Origin of the sequence: Haloferax sp. AS1 (assembly GCF_014530665.1) — an archaeon.
Classification (GTDB): Archaea; Halobacteriota; Halobacteria; order Halobacteriales; family Haloferacaceae; genus Haloferax; species Haloferax volcanii.
Map to the genome: position 1 here is coordinate 305017 of NZ_SPSA01000002.1, position 15568 is coordinate 320584.

Annotated in this window: 8 protein-coding genes and 1 pseudogene; 5 read left to right on the plus strand and 4 right to left on the minus strand. The window is 54.4% G+C overall.

The annotated features are described in order from the left end of the window. Window positions 1-48 precede the first annotated feature (48 nt). On the minus strand, window positions 49-852 hold the full coding sequence (locus E4P24_RS16190) for a CBS domain-containing protein (protein WP_188148781.1): 804 nt from the start codon (window positions 850-852) through the stop codon (window positions 49-51). An 81-nt stretch (window positions 853-933) separates the two neighbouring features. Here E4P24_RS16190 and E4P24_RS16195 point away from each other — a divergent pair, with 81 nt between their 5' ends. The 4 genes from E4P24_RS16195 (at window position 934) to E4P24_RS16210 (ending at window position 8168) form a co-directional block, all read left to right on the plus strand. Beyond that, window positions 934-1284, plus strand: coding sequence for a hypothetical protein (locus E4P24_RS16195; protein ID WP_188148782.1), 351 nt, complete (start codon window positions 934-936; stop codon window positions 1282-1284). Between the two features lie 106 nt (window positions 1285-1390). Beyond that, window positions 1391-4714, plus strand: a complete 3324-nt coding sequence (locus E4P24_RS16200; protein WP_188148783.1) for an ATP-binding protein — start codon at window positions 1391-1393, stop codon at window positions 4712-4714. Continuing rightward, window positions 4711-5310, plus strand: a complete 600-nt coding sequence (locus E4P24_RS16205) for a hypothetical protein (protein ID WP_188148784.1) — start codon at window positions 4711-4713, stop codon at window positions 5308-5310. Before E4P24_RS16200 ends, E4P24_RS16205 begins: the two co-directional genes overlap by 4 nt. 2 nt (window positions 5311-5312) lie before the next feature. Then, window positions 5313-8168, plus strand: coding sequence for a DUF1156 domain-containing protein (locus E4P24_RS16210; RefSeq protein ID WP_188148785.1), 2856 nt, complete (start codon window positions 5313-5315; stop codon window positions 8166-8168). A gap of 4 nt (window positions 8169-8172) precedes the next feature. On the opposite strand, the gene E4P24_RS16215 is transcribed toward E4P24_RS16210, so the two are convergent. Next, entirely contained in the window at window positions 8173-10104 is a 1932-nt protein-coding gene (locus tag E4P24_RS16215; RefSeq protein WP_188148786.1) for a DUF262 domain-containing protein, read from the minus strand. Between the two features lie 96 nt (window positions 10105-10200). Between E4P24_RS16215 and E4P24_RS16220 the strand changes: the two genes are divergently transcribed. Continuing rightward, window positions 10201-14136, plus strand: coding sequence for a helicase-related protein (locus tag E4P24_RS16220; RefSeq protein ID WP_223174070.1), 3936 nt, complete (start codon window positions 10201-10203; stop codon window positions 14134-14136). Between the two features lie 9 nt (window positions 14137-14145). On the opposite strand, the gene E4P24_RS16225 is transcribed toward E4P24_RS16220, so the two are convergent. Both E4P24_RS16225 and E4P24_RS16235 read right to left on the minus strand, forming a co-directional pair. Beyond that, window positions 14146-14676 carry a hypothetical protein gene (locus tag E4P24_RS16225; RefSeq protein WP_188148787.1) on the minus strand — a complete coding sequence of 177 codons (531 nt, stop codon included), beginning with the start codon at window positions 14674-14676 and terminating at the stop codon, window positions 14146-14148. Between the two features lie 669 nt (window positions 14677-15345). Then, window positions 15346-15438 (minus strand): annotated as a pseudogene (locus tag E4P24_RS16235) (IS6 family transposase); the annotation flags it as partial. Window positions 15439-15568: the final 130 nt, after the last annotated feature.

Genomic DNA, 15568 nt, shown 5'->3' on the forward strand with positions numbered 1-15568 from the left:
ACAAACTAATCCGCGTGACATAATACTGTCCCAGAAGGGGACAGTTCTTCAGGGCGAACCAGTATCCAATGCTTCAATACATGCCTCTATCGTTTCATATGCGTCGAGGACGGTGGCTACAGTCCGTCCCTCCATCAGCCCCTGCCCGGTGTTCTCGATGAGGAGGTTCGAATGTGCTACCGCGTTCCGGACGTCAGTGACATCTGAGATGTCACGTTCAGCGACATCACCGTTCGAGAATCCGCACGCCCGCCAGCAAGGTTCGACGGCTGCGATAATTTTCGCGAGCGTCGAAAACTGGGCATAGTGGATTTCCTCTAACGCGATGTTGGCGGATTCCGCTTGCTGGTATCGTCGCTCGATATCCCTGATTTCGTCCCGATAAAGATCGATCTCACTATTATCCTTCCAGTCTGGCGCTTCAGCGGTGATCAGATCTCGGAGACTCTCTTCAAGAAGCGACAGCCGATCGTAGAGGTGAATATAGGCTGGTGAGGTGTTCAAATCTGCTCGAGTGAGGACACCCGTCACTTGGTTGCGGCCACCGAGAAAGTAGAATCCCTCGTCATAGAGGGCCGAAAGTGAGCTCCCGAAATCAGCATCCGTGGAGATTATTTCTTCGAGCGTAATGGGGTTGCGATGTTCGAAGACTGACGCACTGTCAGGAACATCTAAAAGATCCTCTATCGCGACGAACCCCACAGGCTGTTCACCCTCGACGACAGGTGAGACATCGTAGCCGTTCTCAGACAGCCACTCACGTCCCTGCTCTACAGACCACTCAGCCGGTATCGTGTCAACAGATTTTGTCGCAAGATCCCCCGCTGTACACTGGTACAGGTCCCGATCCATTGTGTCGAAAGAGTGTGAGTTGAGACCCGATTATAGTATCCCCACAAGAAATAAGTATCAAGCATTATTTTAGTGATATGGATGAGTGTTGAGCATTTTTACACTGCAGGCGGGTACGTTGAACACGGAGATGCTTCCAACCTCTTCCCTGTGGAGTCGCTGTCCGGGGAAATCTACCAGTATAGGGATGCAGAAGTCAGGCTACAGTCAGTAGAGAGTAAGAAGGTTCTCGTCGTTTCACCTACCGGTCTTGCAAGCAGCTACTTCCTCACACAGCATCCACTGACAGCCATCGAAGTCGGATCCCTCTCAGACGCTGAATACTCCTCAATAGCCGAGGTCACAGATATTGATCTCTCTCGATTTGAACTCATTCAAATTGGACGCAATCCCTCGAATCTCCAGAACAAGAGTCTCACAGAATTCGAATAAGCCGATTTGCCGTTTTGGCAGCAACGCCAGTAACAAATGGCTACCGCAGATGAGCCACTCAGGTTCGAACTTTTAAGGTGGTGTGAAAACCACGTCTTGTCATACGATGAGTACACAAAAGGAAGAGGTGACTTCGCTCTTCGAGGCTTGTCAGCCTCGCTCCGACGTTATCGACGGGACGTTGGAGGAGGAGCAATTCGCCGCAAACCTCGCGACCGTCGCTCACGAGCCCGATGAAGCCGCCCCTGTGTATCGGGACGCTGCGGAATTTTTTGATACAACGTATCCGACAGAAGGATTGACTACCCTCCTGAGCAATCTCTCCGGACGTTTTCTAGCTGCGGCAGACCGGGAAACCCACGGATACAAGAGCAGCATCCTCTGTCTCGATACGACCTTCGGCGGCGGGAAAACGCACGACCTAATTGCCTCGTACCATCTCGCGAACAGCCCGACTGAAATTGGGAACCTCTCCAAGTTCGTCGACAAGGACGAACTGGCAAGCGAGTATCTGGATGCTGTTTCAGATGGACTCGAAGCAAATTCAGCCATCTTCGTTGGTGGGCATGTCGACGCCCGGAGTGCCCGGAGTAGTCGGACTGACCCGAACGCCCCGGACACGAACACGATGTGGGGTGAGATCGCGTACCAACTATTCGGGGTCGACGGCTACCGTGTGATCGAGGACTACGACCGCGACCGGCAGGCCCCCGGTCAGAATACTCTGAAAGACCTCCTCGAACAGAGTGACCAGCCTTCGGTGGTCCTCATCGACGAGATCGCCGAGTATCTTGAGGACGCGTCGACGCTCGAGGTCGGCGGGGCAACGCTGGCCAGTCAGACCGTCTCCTTCATGAAATCGCTGCTGGAGACGGCAGCCCAGGTCGACACGCTCACGGTTATCTACAGTATTGCGGACTCGGCATTCAAAGAGGAGGCCGAGGAGGTTCGCCGTCTAGTTGATGAGCTGGACGCCGTCGTTCAGCGCCAGCAGAAGGTGATCACTCCTACTGGAGAAACCGAAGTCGGAGCTGTTCTCCAGCACCGGCTGTTCGATGAAATCGACACTGGAACCGCAGCTTCGGTGGCTGAACAGTACTTCCACTTCTACGACGACGCGCCGCGCCAGTTCCCGCAGGAGGTCAGCGAGGATAGTTATCGCTCGAAGCTCGAACGGGAGTACCCGTTCCACCCCACCGTCATTGAGACACTCACCGAGAAGATCGACACGATCCCAGACTTCCAGCGGACCCGTGGAGCACTGAAATTGCTCGGCCGAGCGATCCACTATCTCTGGAATCACCAGCCCGGCGAGTACGACCGGCACTTCCTCCGACTCTATGATCTCACGCCAGGGGATGATGCTCCGGATGGGAGCATCCGGGCGACACTCAACGAATCACTGTTCGAATTTGTCGACCTGAGCGCTGCGGTGACCGCCGACATCTACACGCGTGACGAGACCGCGCACGCGCAACTCGAGGACCAGAAGTGGACGGAGAAGGGAATTCCCGCGCTTGGAACCCACATCACGACGACGGTTCTCTGGAACAGCCTCGCATTCGGTGAGCAGGCGTCAGGTATCGCTCGGCGTGGGCTCAACGAGGCGGTGGGACATCCCGACGTCTCCTTCGACCACTACGATAACGCACTGAAGAACCTCGGCGGCGACGATATGAACGTCGCCTGTTACTACCTCTACGACGAGGATCAGATCCGGTTCAAGGCCGAACCAAACCTGATTCGGATCATCGACCAGCGGATTCAGAACACCTCCGAGGAGCAAGCCCGAAGCCGGTTCGAAGCACGGCTGGACCGTGAGGTTGGGAGTGGGGGCTTCAATATCGAGATGTTCCCCGAAGAGCCAGCGGACGTATCGGACGCCGGCTCCACCCCCACGCTCTCGATTATGCATATGCTCACGGCACCGGTGCAAACCGAACGAGGGCAGGAAACAGAAGTTCCGGATAAGATTCAGGAGCTGTACGAGAAGACGGCCGCGAAACACGGGGGCACGATTCAGAGCCGTTCCTACAAGAACTACGTCCTCTTCTTGGCACCTGATTCACAACTTCTCCAGAACGCTATCGACCAGGCTACGCGGCTTGAAGCCATCGAGGACCTCCGAGATGACTCTCAGCAGACAGCGGACCTTTCCGATGAGCAGCTGCAGGAGCTCCGTGACAGGGAGGACGAAGCACGAGGACTCCTTGGTGAAAGCGTTCGGAACGTCTATCGCCACTTGTTCTACGTCGAGGACGACGGGCTGACGCACGTCACCATCACGTCCGTCGACGCTGGCGGTGGGACGAAGCTCGTCGACGCGGTCCGGACCACGCTCGATGACATGAACCGGATCATCCGAGACGACGACCAGCCCAAAGGGAAGGTCTGGTTCGAGCAGAAGCTCTGGCAGAGTCAAAAGCGGCGGATGACGACGGCAGATCTGGAAGCACAGTTCGCCCGGAAGCCGGGGCTGCCCTTCCTCTTAAGTACGAAACCGCTGCGAAAGACTATCGCACGAATGGTTTCGGATCACGAGTACGCATACTGGGACAGTGAAACGGAGACCGCGTACTGGAACGCGCAGTCCCAGCCCGACAATTGGCAGCATGACGCGCCGCTTCCGGATTCACCGGATGTTACGACCTCGATCACGGACTCGCAGGTCAAGATCGGCGACGAATACGAACTCTTCGCGAGTATCGAGGACCTCCTGGATCAGCACGCCGACGAGATTCGGCCGCCGGAGCTGACGGAATGTGCAAACTGTGGCAAGGACCTCCCTCCTCAGAGCGTTCACAAACTCTGTGAGGTGTGTCGGAACAAGCCCGCTGAGTGTGACAAATGTGGAGACCAGGTCGAAGGCAAAACGAAAGCCGACGAACCCGTCCTCTGTGAGGACTGCAAGACGGGTCCCGGTGGCACCTGGAACAAATCCACCGGGTCGATGAGTGCGAAGCGAGCCTTCAGCGAGATCCGGGGTCACGCTATGTCGCAAGCCAGCGGTGACGCGACGCCGGGGATCGACTCACTCATCGTCCAGATCGAAGGCGACCAGCCGTTCAAGCACGGGTCCTTCGTCGCCCAGCGGTCGCCCGTGAAATCTCGAGGCGAGTCCATCACGGTGGACCTTGACTACAAGAGTCGTGCCGATATGGGCAACGGTGAAGCAACCTTCAACGCCAACTTCACCGGACCCCTCGACGCCTTCACGACGCTGAATCAGAGTCCTGAGGGCTTCAGCGACCGGACAGGCGGGAATCAGAAGGTCAAGCTGAGCTTTAAGTTCCAGATGGACGAACCCGAGGCTATCGACGGCGACGAAGACGATGTGCTCGCCCAGCTCGGTGACGAACTCGACGGGACGAACATCACCGTCAGAGCGCAGGCCGGCGGACCGACGAGCATCGATGGTGACGACTCATGAGCATTCAACGAGACGAGGAACGGGCACAGTCCTTCGCCCTAGGAAGTAGCATCTATGGTGGTCGTCCTACGTTCGCCCTCGTGCGCGACGAGACGGGGAACGAAGTGACGGTCACGCTCTACGAGTTGCTTCCGACCGAACAGGCTGACGCACGGAAGCGACGGCTAGAACGGCGCCGTCAACAGTCGTCGAAAACGTATCCGTTCCACGAAGTGATCGATGAAGACGTCGAGGGTTCAGAAGATTGGACATGGGACGACTGGGTCGCGATGAAGATTCGGCGACTCTCAGGTGCCCGTCTCCGGTGTCTGCTGCAACTCTTCGATGAAGCCCTTAGAGACACCGACATCGATCCATCGTTGATTACCGGGACAGGATCCGCAACCGTCCTAATCCCCGAGGAGCCGGGGGTTAGGCTCTCACTCGGATTCATCGGAATCAAACCACTACAGCGAGTCGATCGGATGCGAGCGCTCACCCGTGGCGTTGCACGGATGAGTCTTGAAGAGTGCTACTATTGGCACGCCAAGTGTCGTTCACCAAATAGCCCTAGCGGCGAGAAAGCCCTTCGAACACTATTAACACATCATAAGTAACCATGACTGAGGAAAATAGAAACCGACCCCGTCTAAAGATCCAAGACCCACTTCCAATCAGAGCCGTCGGTATTGAAAACGAACGCGAGCGAAAAAATTACTCAGATCTCCCACCACAGAATTACATTCATAACTGGTGGGCCAGGCGACCAACTCCAGCCTCTCGACTAGCCATCCTAGCTTCAGTTCTGCCGGATTCCGTCGACGATGACACTCTACTACGGTGGATGGAAATAAACCCAGATAATAAATCGCCTGAAGATACCGTAGCAGAGCACGTTAGAAAGAAAAAGGAGATGAAGAGTGAATGGTCTGGGAGGGTTTACGACTTATACGGATATAGGAAGTCGTACAAGAGAGTACCACAAGGCGAAGAAAGAAATCGCCTTCACAAGACTGTGAGAACAGCTTGGGGCGGTGAACTACCTACGGTGATGGACTCCACGGCAGGTGGAGGTTCCATTCCGTTTGAGAGTCTAAGGTACGGTTTTCCAACAATAGCAAACGAGCTAAATCCAGTAGCCTCAGTCATTCTAAAAGCGGTACTGGAACATCCGAGAATCCAAACGGATCTCTCTGATGACATCCAAAAGTGGGGAGAGCGAATTAACGAGATTGCAAGAGAAAACCTAGAGGAATATTATCCCAGCAATCCAGGAGAAAGAGTCCTCGAGACAATCTGGGCACACCGGATCACCTGTCCAGACTGTGGATTCGACCTACCGCTTGCTGGCAATTGGTGGTTAGATAAGGATACAAACCCAGTCAGAGGAACAGCAATCCGTCCAATAGTCGATGAAGAGGAACTTAGTGCTGATTTCGAGATAGTGCGTATTCCGGAGGATGTAGAAACATCGGAATTCAACCCGACTAGTGGGACAATCTCACATGGAAAAGCGACCTGCTTGAATTGCGATGTGGTGATTGATGGAGAAGAAATCAACTCAAAACTTCAGTCAGACGACTTCGATTATCAAAGTCTGGCAGTAAGACGCGAGCAACGGGGAAAGCGTGGGTTCCGAGTAACGAATAAAGAAGAAAAAACGGCGATCTCTAAAGCAGTAAACCGGGTCGAAAATGACCCAGACCTATCTACGTTCCTTGCGACTGAAATTCCTGAAGGGGAGAAGACTTCGGAACCGAGACGCCGTGGAATTTTCGAGTGGCGAGATATGTTTTCACCCCGTCAGCTGCTTGCTCACCACACATACTGGCAGGCCTTCGAGGAATGCAAGCCTGAAATTCGATCCACTTACTCTGACGAGGAGGCCGAAGCAATCCTCACATTCTTAGCTATCGGCTCTGACAAGGCACTCGACTATAATAGTAGGATGTCCGCTTGGGATGCCTCCCGACCAAAAATCGGTCACACCTTCGCGGGATCTGACTTTGCGTTTGCGTGGGATTTCGCAGAAAGTCACCTCATCACGGAGGATCACGGATATCAATGGGTCTTAGACTCAATAGTGGAAGTATACGAAGAACTTAAAGAACTGTCCGGGGAAGCAAATACACCTCTTCAAATTTTCCAAGGCGACGCAGCCAACCTATCAATTGACGATGAATCCGTTGATGCTGTTGTACTGGATCCACCCTACTACAGTAGTATCATGTACGCAGAATTATCCGATTTCTTTTATGTGTGGTTGAAAAAATATCTAGGAGACCTCTATCCAACTTGGTTCCTAGATGAAGTTACAGACAAGGAGACAGAGGCGGTCGCCAATCCATCACTGTTCGAAGGGATAGCTGGAGAGGGGACCTCAAAGAAGGAACTCGCCCGGCAAAAGTATGAGCGTAGGATGACAGAGATGTTTGCGGAGATCCATCGTACCTTGGCAGATGATGGAGTCTTCACAATGATGTTTACTCATAAGGAAACTGAAGCGTGGGACACCCTGACTACTGGACTTATTGAGGCAGGGTTTACCATCTCTGCAACCCACCCGATCAGCACTGAAACCCCTGATCGAGTTCAACAACAGGGCCGGAATTCAGCAGAAAGTACGATACTACTGACAAGTGAAAAGAGAGACGAACGAGATGAGTCTGCTAGTTTATGGGATGATATAAGAAAGGAGACAAAAGATGCAGCTGTTGAGCGGGTGCGCTCATTAGAAGAACGAGATGTAGACTTTACAAAAGTGGACCTGATCTTAGCTTCGTTCGGGCCCACTCTACAAGTATTTACAGAAAATTATCCTGTCGTGAATTCACAGGGCGAAGAAGTCCGGCCAGAGGCTGCCTTAGATGAAGCTCGAAAAGCCGTTCTGGATTACCTAACCGAGAAATATCTTAATAAGGAAGTTCAGGACGTTGACCAAGATACCCGATGGTATCTTCTTTCCTGGTTCGTCTTCGGGGCCAAAAAATTCCCATTCGACGAAGCAAATAGACTCGCTATCGGAGTAGGTACAAACATCTCTACTCTGAAGGACGAGAGACGAATGTGGAGGAAGAGCCAAGATAACATCATTCTCAGACCTCACGGAGACCGCGTACAGAGCATTAACAAAGATCCAGATGCTCGGTCTGGACGCAAGCCGGTAAATCCGGATTCATTATCCTTCTCCACGGCTTTGGATAAGGTCCATGCAGCGATGCATATCTATGACGCTCGTGGAGCTACTGAGGCTTGGAACTGGATGAATGATAGAAACTGTAATTCCGATCCTGCATTTAAAGCTACTTTGGAAGCGTTACTACGTGTTCTACCACAAGATCACGGGGACTGGGAATTAGCACGAGACCTCGCTGCAGGAGACACAGGAGATCTTCTTGATCTTGATCTCGACGCAGAGATCTTCAATAATCGCGAAGAAGATGAAGAGCATCAAGGACGTCTGAAAGATTTCTAAGTTCCTAATCTTCTTGCCAAGCTGAAGGAGGAGATTCCTCTTTCTGGCGTGCTACCTCATCCGGCCAACGGTTCCGAATCACATTTAGAATTCGCCTCTCCCGTTCGTCGATCGTCACTTCGTTCCACTCCATGTTCTCGAAGATTTCGTTGAGCATCCGGAACTTGGACTCATCCAAGGCGGCTTTCTTTTTCTCGAAGGGGTCGTTCTGATTGCCGGCGTTATCCTCGATGGTCATCAACGCAAGATTGCCCAGCCGGTCGCTGTTCTCGTTGATAGTCTCGTGGAGGTGCTCGGGGAACTCGTCCGAGACGGTCTGTGGCCAGACGTGCTCGATCGTGAAGCGGTCATCCTCGTTGTCGACGACCTTCTGGACCTCGAAGGGGATGTTCTCTCGTTCGCGTTCCAGCGAGAGCTCGTACGCATACAGCAGGTACCGAAGCTCGTTCTTCCGGTTGGAATCGCTGTAGTAGGAATAGACGTCAGCCTCGTAGAGCGTGTCCATCAGGGTATCGTCGTCGCAGTAGTTGTGGACGTGGTCAGCCAGCTTGTCGATGACATCGTCGACGGAACTTGGACTGATGTCGTCTGCCTGCTTGCCAGGGTCGTTGTAGTAGAGCTGACGCGCCAGTGGATAGGCTCTCGTTCGTCCCGTATCTGCGGCCTTCTGCTCGATCAGATACGTTCTGACGATGAACGTCTCGATCTTCTCGAGGAGGCGGACAAACTCCGGTTCGGAGATGTGATCGCGGGTGTACTGGTCGTAGGCAGTGATGAGGAGCGGGTAGAAATTCCCAAGGCGACCAACGGCATAGAGGTTCTCCAGCCGCGTCTCGATCCGATTGCTGTTGATTCCATCCAGCGTGACCAGTTCTCGAAGCCGCTGGAAGGACCGTTTCAGGTCGTTCGTATACTCGATGATCTCCTCGGGGAGTTCACCGTTGTCCATCGCGAACGCCTTCTTGACGTACTCAAGATGGTTCTGGTAGTACCGCTTGTCGTAGCTCGTCGTCCAGTTCGGGTCCCAGAGGATGAAGTGGTAACGTTGAATCTGGTCTTCGTCGAGTCCACTACCGACATCGGTATCGGTGATCTGCTCGATGTTTGAGTAGATCTCGCCGAAGTTCTCTTGGACGATGTTGATGAGCCCCTCAGTTCGTTGTTCTTCCTCGCCGTTCCCGTCGCGAGGCCCATCGTCAGTGACCAGCGCCAGCCGGTGCATCAGGTAGCTCTTCGTGATTTCGAGGTCGGTAAGCCCCTTCCCGCGGTCGTTGACTGTCTGGAAAATGCGCGCCGCTTCAGCACGGGATTCAACGACATACGCGAGGAGATCGAGGTTCTGAATCGTCGAGTAGAGGTCAGTGTGGAATTCTACCGGGTCGTCGTAGTCGGTGTGCTCTGGAGGTGCGTCCTCCAACTTCTCGCGGAAGAACGACTTCGTATCCGCGAGTCGGCGTTTCGAGGGGGTGTCGAGCGTGTACTCCGCTTCGGGGTTCGAGCTTTGCGTCGATTTTTCGGTATCGATGACGTCCTCGAGGATGTATTTCTTGAAGAATTTCGCATCGTCGTCTTCCTGGAGGCGAAGCCGCTGCTGGTCTGAGGCTACGAGATAATTGTCCAAGATGTCGACCGCGTACTCCTCTCTCCCGTGAGCATCGAACTGTTCCTGTAGTTCGAAGAGCATGATCAAGAGTGTCGTCAGTCGCTGCTGCCCGTCGATGATACCAACCTCATCGTACAGACCGCTATCTGACTCGTCCGAGTCTTCGATGAGGAATGTGCCGATGTAGTGTGTTTTGTCGAGGGACTCGAGAAGATCCTCCCAGAGTTCGCGACGTTGCTTTTTGTCCCACGAGTAGTTCCGTTGGTATTTCGGGACATAGAACAGGTCACGGCCCGGAACGAGGTTCTTGAAGGGTTTCTTTCCAGTTTGCATGATAAACACCACCGAGCGGTCGCGCAAAAATTCTGTGCTGCGTTATTCAAATGTACCTACTCTTTATGTTCTGGAGCAGGCATACGTCAATATCAGATGGCTATGTCTCTCCGTGACTACGAGTGGCAGTCTATCTACGAAAGTCAGCCAAGCGAAGACGCGTCTCATCTTATCAAGGAGTTCTACGTTCCCGCCCTTGAGCGTAGCGTCGAGTACAATCGGATTGCGGGCTACTTCGACAGTGGATCACTTGCTGCAGCAGCGAATGGAATCGAGGCACTCGTTGCAAACGACGGCCGGATGCGTCTGATCGTCGGCGCACAGCTACAACCGAAGGATCGACCTGTGCTGGAGGCACTCGCCGACGATCTCGATGAGAACCTGACGGACCTGGACGATGAAACACTAGACCAGCAACTTCAGCTGCTCGCCTGGCTCCTTCGCGAGGACCGTCTCGAACTGAAGATTGCAGTCCCAAGCCGAGGGGAGTGGGGCATCTTCCACCCCAAAGTAGGCATATTCCGAGATGAAGACGGGAATAGAACCTCGTTCGAGGGGAGCATCAACGAGACGGCTGGCGGCTGGACGCGGAATTACGAACGGTTCAAAGTCCACCGATCGTGGGACGACGGCCAAGCACCCTACGTCGAAGGCGACCGAAAGTCGTTCAAGCAACTGTGGAAGGACGACCACGACTACGTCGACGTCTACGATCTGCCGGAAGCGTTGAAGGAGGAACTCATCGACTGGAAGGCCCCAGACAACGATGTCGAGGTATCACAGATCGTCGAGAGAATACGAGAGCCCGAAGCACCGACCGACGGTGACAAGGGGCGAATTCTAGCCGATGGGGCACAGGCCCCTGGCAGCCTCCAGCTCGCCGAGGAAGCAAGCACAATCGACCCGTGGCCACATCAGCGGGTCGTCTCCGATACGGCGGTCAATACGTATCCCAACTCCTACCTCCTCTGCGACGAGGTCGGGCTCGGGAAAACTATCGAGGTCGGCCTGACGCTCTCCCGACTCGGACTGACAGGCGAACTCGAGAACTCGCTCGTTCTCACACCCGCCAGTCTCGCCGTGCAGTGGCAAGAAGAGCTCTGGGAGAAGTTCAATATCAACGCCTACCGGTACGACCGTGGGAGTGACTACGATTACGCCTTCATCGATTCCGTCGGACAAGAGCATCCAGTCCCGGGGGCCGGTGACCTGGACATCGATGCGGACCGGCGAGACGAGGCGTGGACGAACAGCCCGATGTGGCGGTTCGCACATACTCGGAAGGACGATCCGACACCGACAGTCATCATCATGTCCTGGCACACAGCACGTCTCACAGGCCGGTGGGAGCAGGTCGCTCCCGCAGATGAGGGGACAGTCCGCACGAGGGACGACATCCCAGCGAGCTGCCGGGGACGCAACGTGGACGGTCGAGAAGGTGTCTGGGACGCAGTCGTCGTCGACGAGTCACACAATGCTCGTCATGGGAGCAACTTCTACAATCTGCTCGAACGATTACGCGATCACACTCACTGCTACTACTTGCTCACCGCGACGCCGATGCAGCTTCACCACCGCGAGCTATACGATCTCCTGACACTCCTCGATATCCCCGAGGCATGGGACAACCGCGATCAATTCGTCGAGTTCTTCGAGACTCGCCAGGCGCTGTCAACCGTTATCGAAGGAGGGGCAGATCTCTCGTCTCGCTCGACATCTAGTGAACCGTCGCAGGCAACCCTCGATGGAACCTTCCAGGATCGCTTTGATTCCTCGATTGAGTACGCGGACGTCGTCCTCGAAGGGATCGTCGACGAACTCGGATTAGAAGACCAAGGCCGAGGCGTCGCGAAGCAGCGATTGCTTCAAGCGTGTAACCTGGCACGAGGGTATGGACAACAGTACGACGACTACCGACGAAAAGTAGACACCGCGATCGATGAGCAAATCGACCCGTTCGGGGCGGATGAGGATACCAAGCTCAAGCGGCTCCTGTATCCGGAATCAGTGCTGAACGAGGAGATGATTATCTCCTCACGAAGTGATCGCCTCGACGCACTTGACGAGCTCAGTGAGGACGGTTGGGACGTTCTCCAAGACGTGTTCACATGGGCAACGCCGATAGATGCGTGCATCCACCGAAATACCCGGGATACGCTCAGGAAATACCGTAAAGCAGGGCTACTCGAGGCGACGGTCCCGACCCGAAAACCCGAACGTCGACGGATCGAACTTTACGATCAGACCCGCCGGGTGTACGACCGGATCGACGACTACACACGGACCTTCTACAAGAAGGCCCAGCAGTCGACGGAGACGGAAGCGCGAGCAATCGGGTTCGTGATGACCACATATCGCCAGCGACTCACCAGCAGTGTCTACGCCATTTCCCAAAGCCTCTCGTCGCGACTTGAGAAGCTCCGAACCCAGCGGAAGGTGCTCGAACGACGGAAGCGTATCCGGGACGAACAGGATGAGGACCGCCAGGCTGCACTCGATGCGTTGAGCGATTTCGACGAAGAAGAGATCGCTGAGATGGAAGACGCCGGCGAGGACGTGTTGAACGTGGATCTCACCGAGCTGGCTCCGAGTCTTACGGACGAGGGTATCAATCTCCTTAAGGAGGAGATCGAGGAGCTTGAGTCGTTCATTCAGGAGGTCAAGCAGGTTGACGATGACCCGAAGATGGATCAGTTGTACGAGGACCTCGACATGCTCGACCGGAAAGGGCGGAGCCGAATTATCGTCTTCACACAGTACAAAGACACGATGCACTTCGTCCGTCGGGAGCTTCGCTGGAAGTACGGCGAAAATATCGCCTGCTATTCGGGTGACGGGGGTGAGATGTACGACGAGGATGAGGACACTTGGCGGAACGTCGGAAAAGAACGAGTTAAGCGAGAATTTTCCGACAACGACGGCGAAGTCGATATTCTCGTGTGTACGGACTCCGCGAGTGAGGGGCTCAACCTCCAGGAATGCGGTGCGATGATTAACTACGACCTCCCCTGGAATCCGATGCGCGTGGAGCAGCGGATTGGTCGTATCGACCGCATCGGCCAAGAATACGACGACGTGTACATCCTCAACTACAGCTACGAGGACACCGTCGAATCAGATATCTACGACCGACTGGACGACCGCATCGGCCTGTTCGAGTACGTCGTCGGCGATATGCAACCGATTCTGTCCAGTGTCGGGTCGAAGATTCGGGAGGCAACGATGGTAAAGGGGGCAAAAGCCGACAGCGATGAATACGAGGAACTCGAGCGGGACATCGAACGAGATATCGAGAAACAGCAGGGAGATGACGATCCAGTCGAACTCAAAGATTCACTCGCAGAAATCGACAGCGACCGCCCCTTGCGTGAACAGGTCATCCAAGAAGCGCGCTTAGATGCCTGGGAAACCTACTCTCACCCTGATCTCGGGAGAGTCGGGAACCCGGATGAAAACCGAGACCCGGTCTACACCGTAGATGCGATTAAAGGGGTTTTCTTGGAGAACGAGACCCTCAACGAAGCAGGGGTCTATTTCGATTCACTGTCGCAATTAGATATCGAGTTCGACCTCAGCGAACCGGAGGACACGGAGTCCATTTATTGTCTCCAGCATTCGGGTGATGCACCCGCCACAGCGGAGGAAAACGAAGATACACTCGCTGCAAGTATCGCAAATCAGCATGGGGGAATCGGTGTCACTTTCGACCCCGAGACGGCGGACGAGTACCCCTCACTCAGGTTCCTCGCCCCAGGAAGCCCCTTGTTCAACTGGGTAGCGGCGACGCTCATCGAAACGTCGGATCGGCTGAATCTCGCCCAATCCGCTTGTGCAACGAATATTGACGGCGAAATTGTGAAAACCGACGAGAAGCCGTGGGTTGTTACCGGATGGTCCGAAGAAGATGACCCCGAGACTTCCCTCCTTCACCTGGCTGACGATGGCTCAGTCGATGAACGCCTGGAGACAGTAGAGTTCCTCGATAAGTGGGCACAGGAGTTCGTTGAGAATCGTACTCGCTCGGGCTCGTAGGTCGGGAAATTAGAGTACATTCGCAATCCGCTCGGGGGATGCAACCGTGATTGATCCCTCCAGAGTACCCTGGTCTTCATGTGTTTCTACCCACTCAACGGCAGTTTCGATCTCGTCTTCAGGAACGACGAGAACACGTTTGAAGCCCGACGTTCGGTAGTCCTGAAGCTGCTCCAGCGCGTGACTCCCGTTTTCGGCGATCGCCTTCATCGTCTCGACCTCGACGATCAAATTCGCACTCGTTGAGTCAATCGAGATGAGATCGGGTTCGCCGTTGACACCGTCGATAACACCCTGGGGACTCGTCGATTCGGCTCCGGCAGGATCGATATGGGAGACGTAGAGATGCGCGTCGTCACTCGTCGACTCCTTGACTGCCGAAAACGTCTTACGGAGAGTATCGTTGTGGTCGCTCTCCCGTCCGAACAGCCACCCACCTATTGTCGCACCGACGACTGCACCAGCGGGACCGCCAGCTGCTGCCCCAAGGGCACCGCCAATGGCCCCACCGCCGAGCTGATTCTTACTCTTATCGTCCATACATCTAACACATCGCTGTAGTTTCAAAAAGGCACGCTAACCAGGGTGAAAGTAAAGGATACAACGGGTCTGGGTTTGGCTGGAACAGCTGTTTCGATGAAGCGAGGATAGACTATCGAACAACTGGATTATCGGTTAAATCCTCCTCTTCCTCGCGAACCTCTAAGCGAATTACGGAGTATCGAGTACAGTCCAACACAGCCCAGAGTCGCGAGTATACCACCACCGAAAACATAGATTACAGAGGAGATCTGGGAGGCGGATCCGAAGATCGGAACGGAGGGAGGAATCAGTGATAGACCAATCCCTGCTGTCATGAAGAAGAAGCCGCTAATGAGCGCCAAAATGGCGAATACGATCCCGACCAATGCTTCGGGAAATTCCATCTATTCGATCCAGCCTCAAGCAGCACCAAAGAGGGTTCTGATGGCTAGCCACGGTAACTCGGCACAAAGCCTATTAAAAACGGCACACCGAACTGTACGGCACTGTCTAGTTAAGCCAGTTTGAGAAGCGAGCAGGTCGTTGAGTTAATTTGGGATGAAGCTCGCAGACCTGGTCAGCGAGTGCTTTGCGGCGGATTTAAAAGAAACTTGGATGCATGAGTGGACGCGACGTTCACGAGAGCTTTGCTCTCGTGCAACCCATCAGAACGCGAAGCGTTCTGAGGACGCCCGTCAGGGCGTTCGCCGTCCGCTCGCGCTGCCAACATTCAAACGTAGCAGTGTCTAAACTCTCTTTGAGCAGGTTTGAGAGTAGCATAGATCACTAACTCTTCGACCTGCTCGTTCCTTATCTAGACAGTGCCAACTGTACGGCACTGTCTAGTTAGTGACCTCCTCAACCGGTGTTCGCCCATCGAGCGCTTGATGTGGTCTCTGAAAATTGTAGT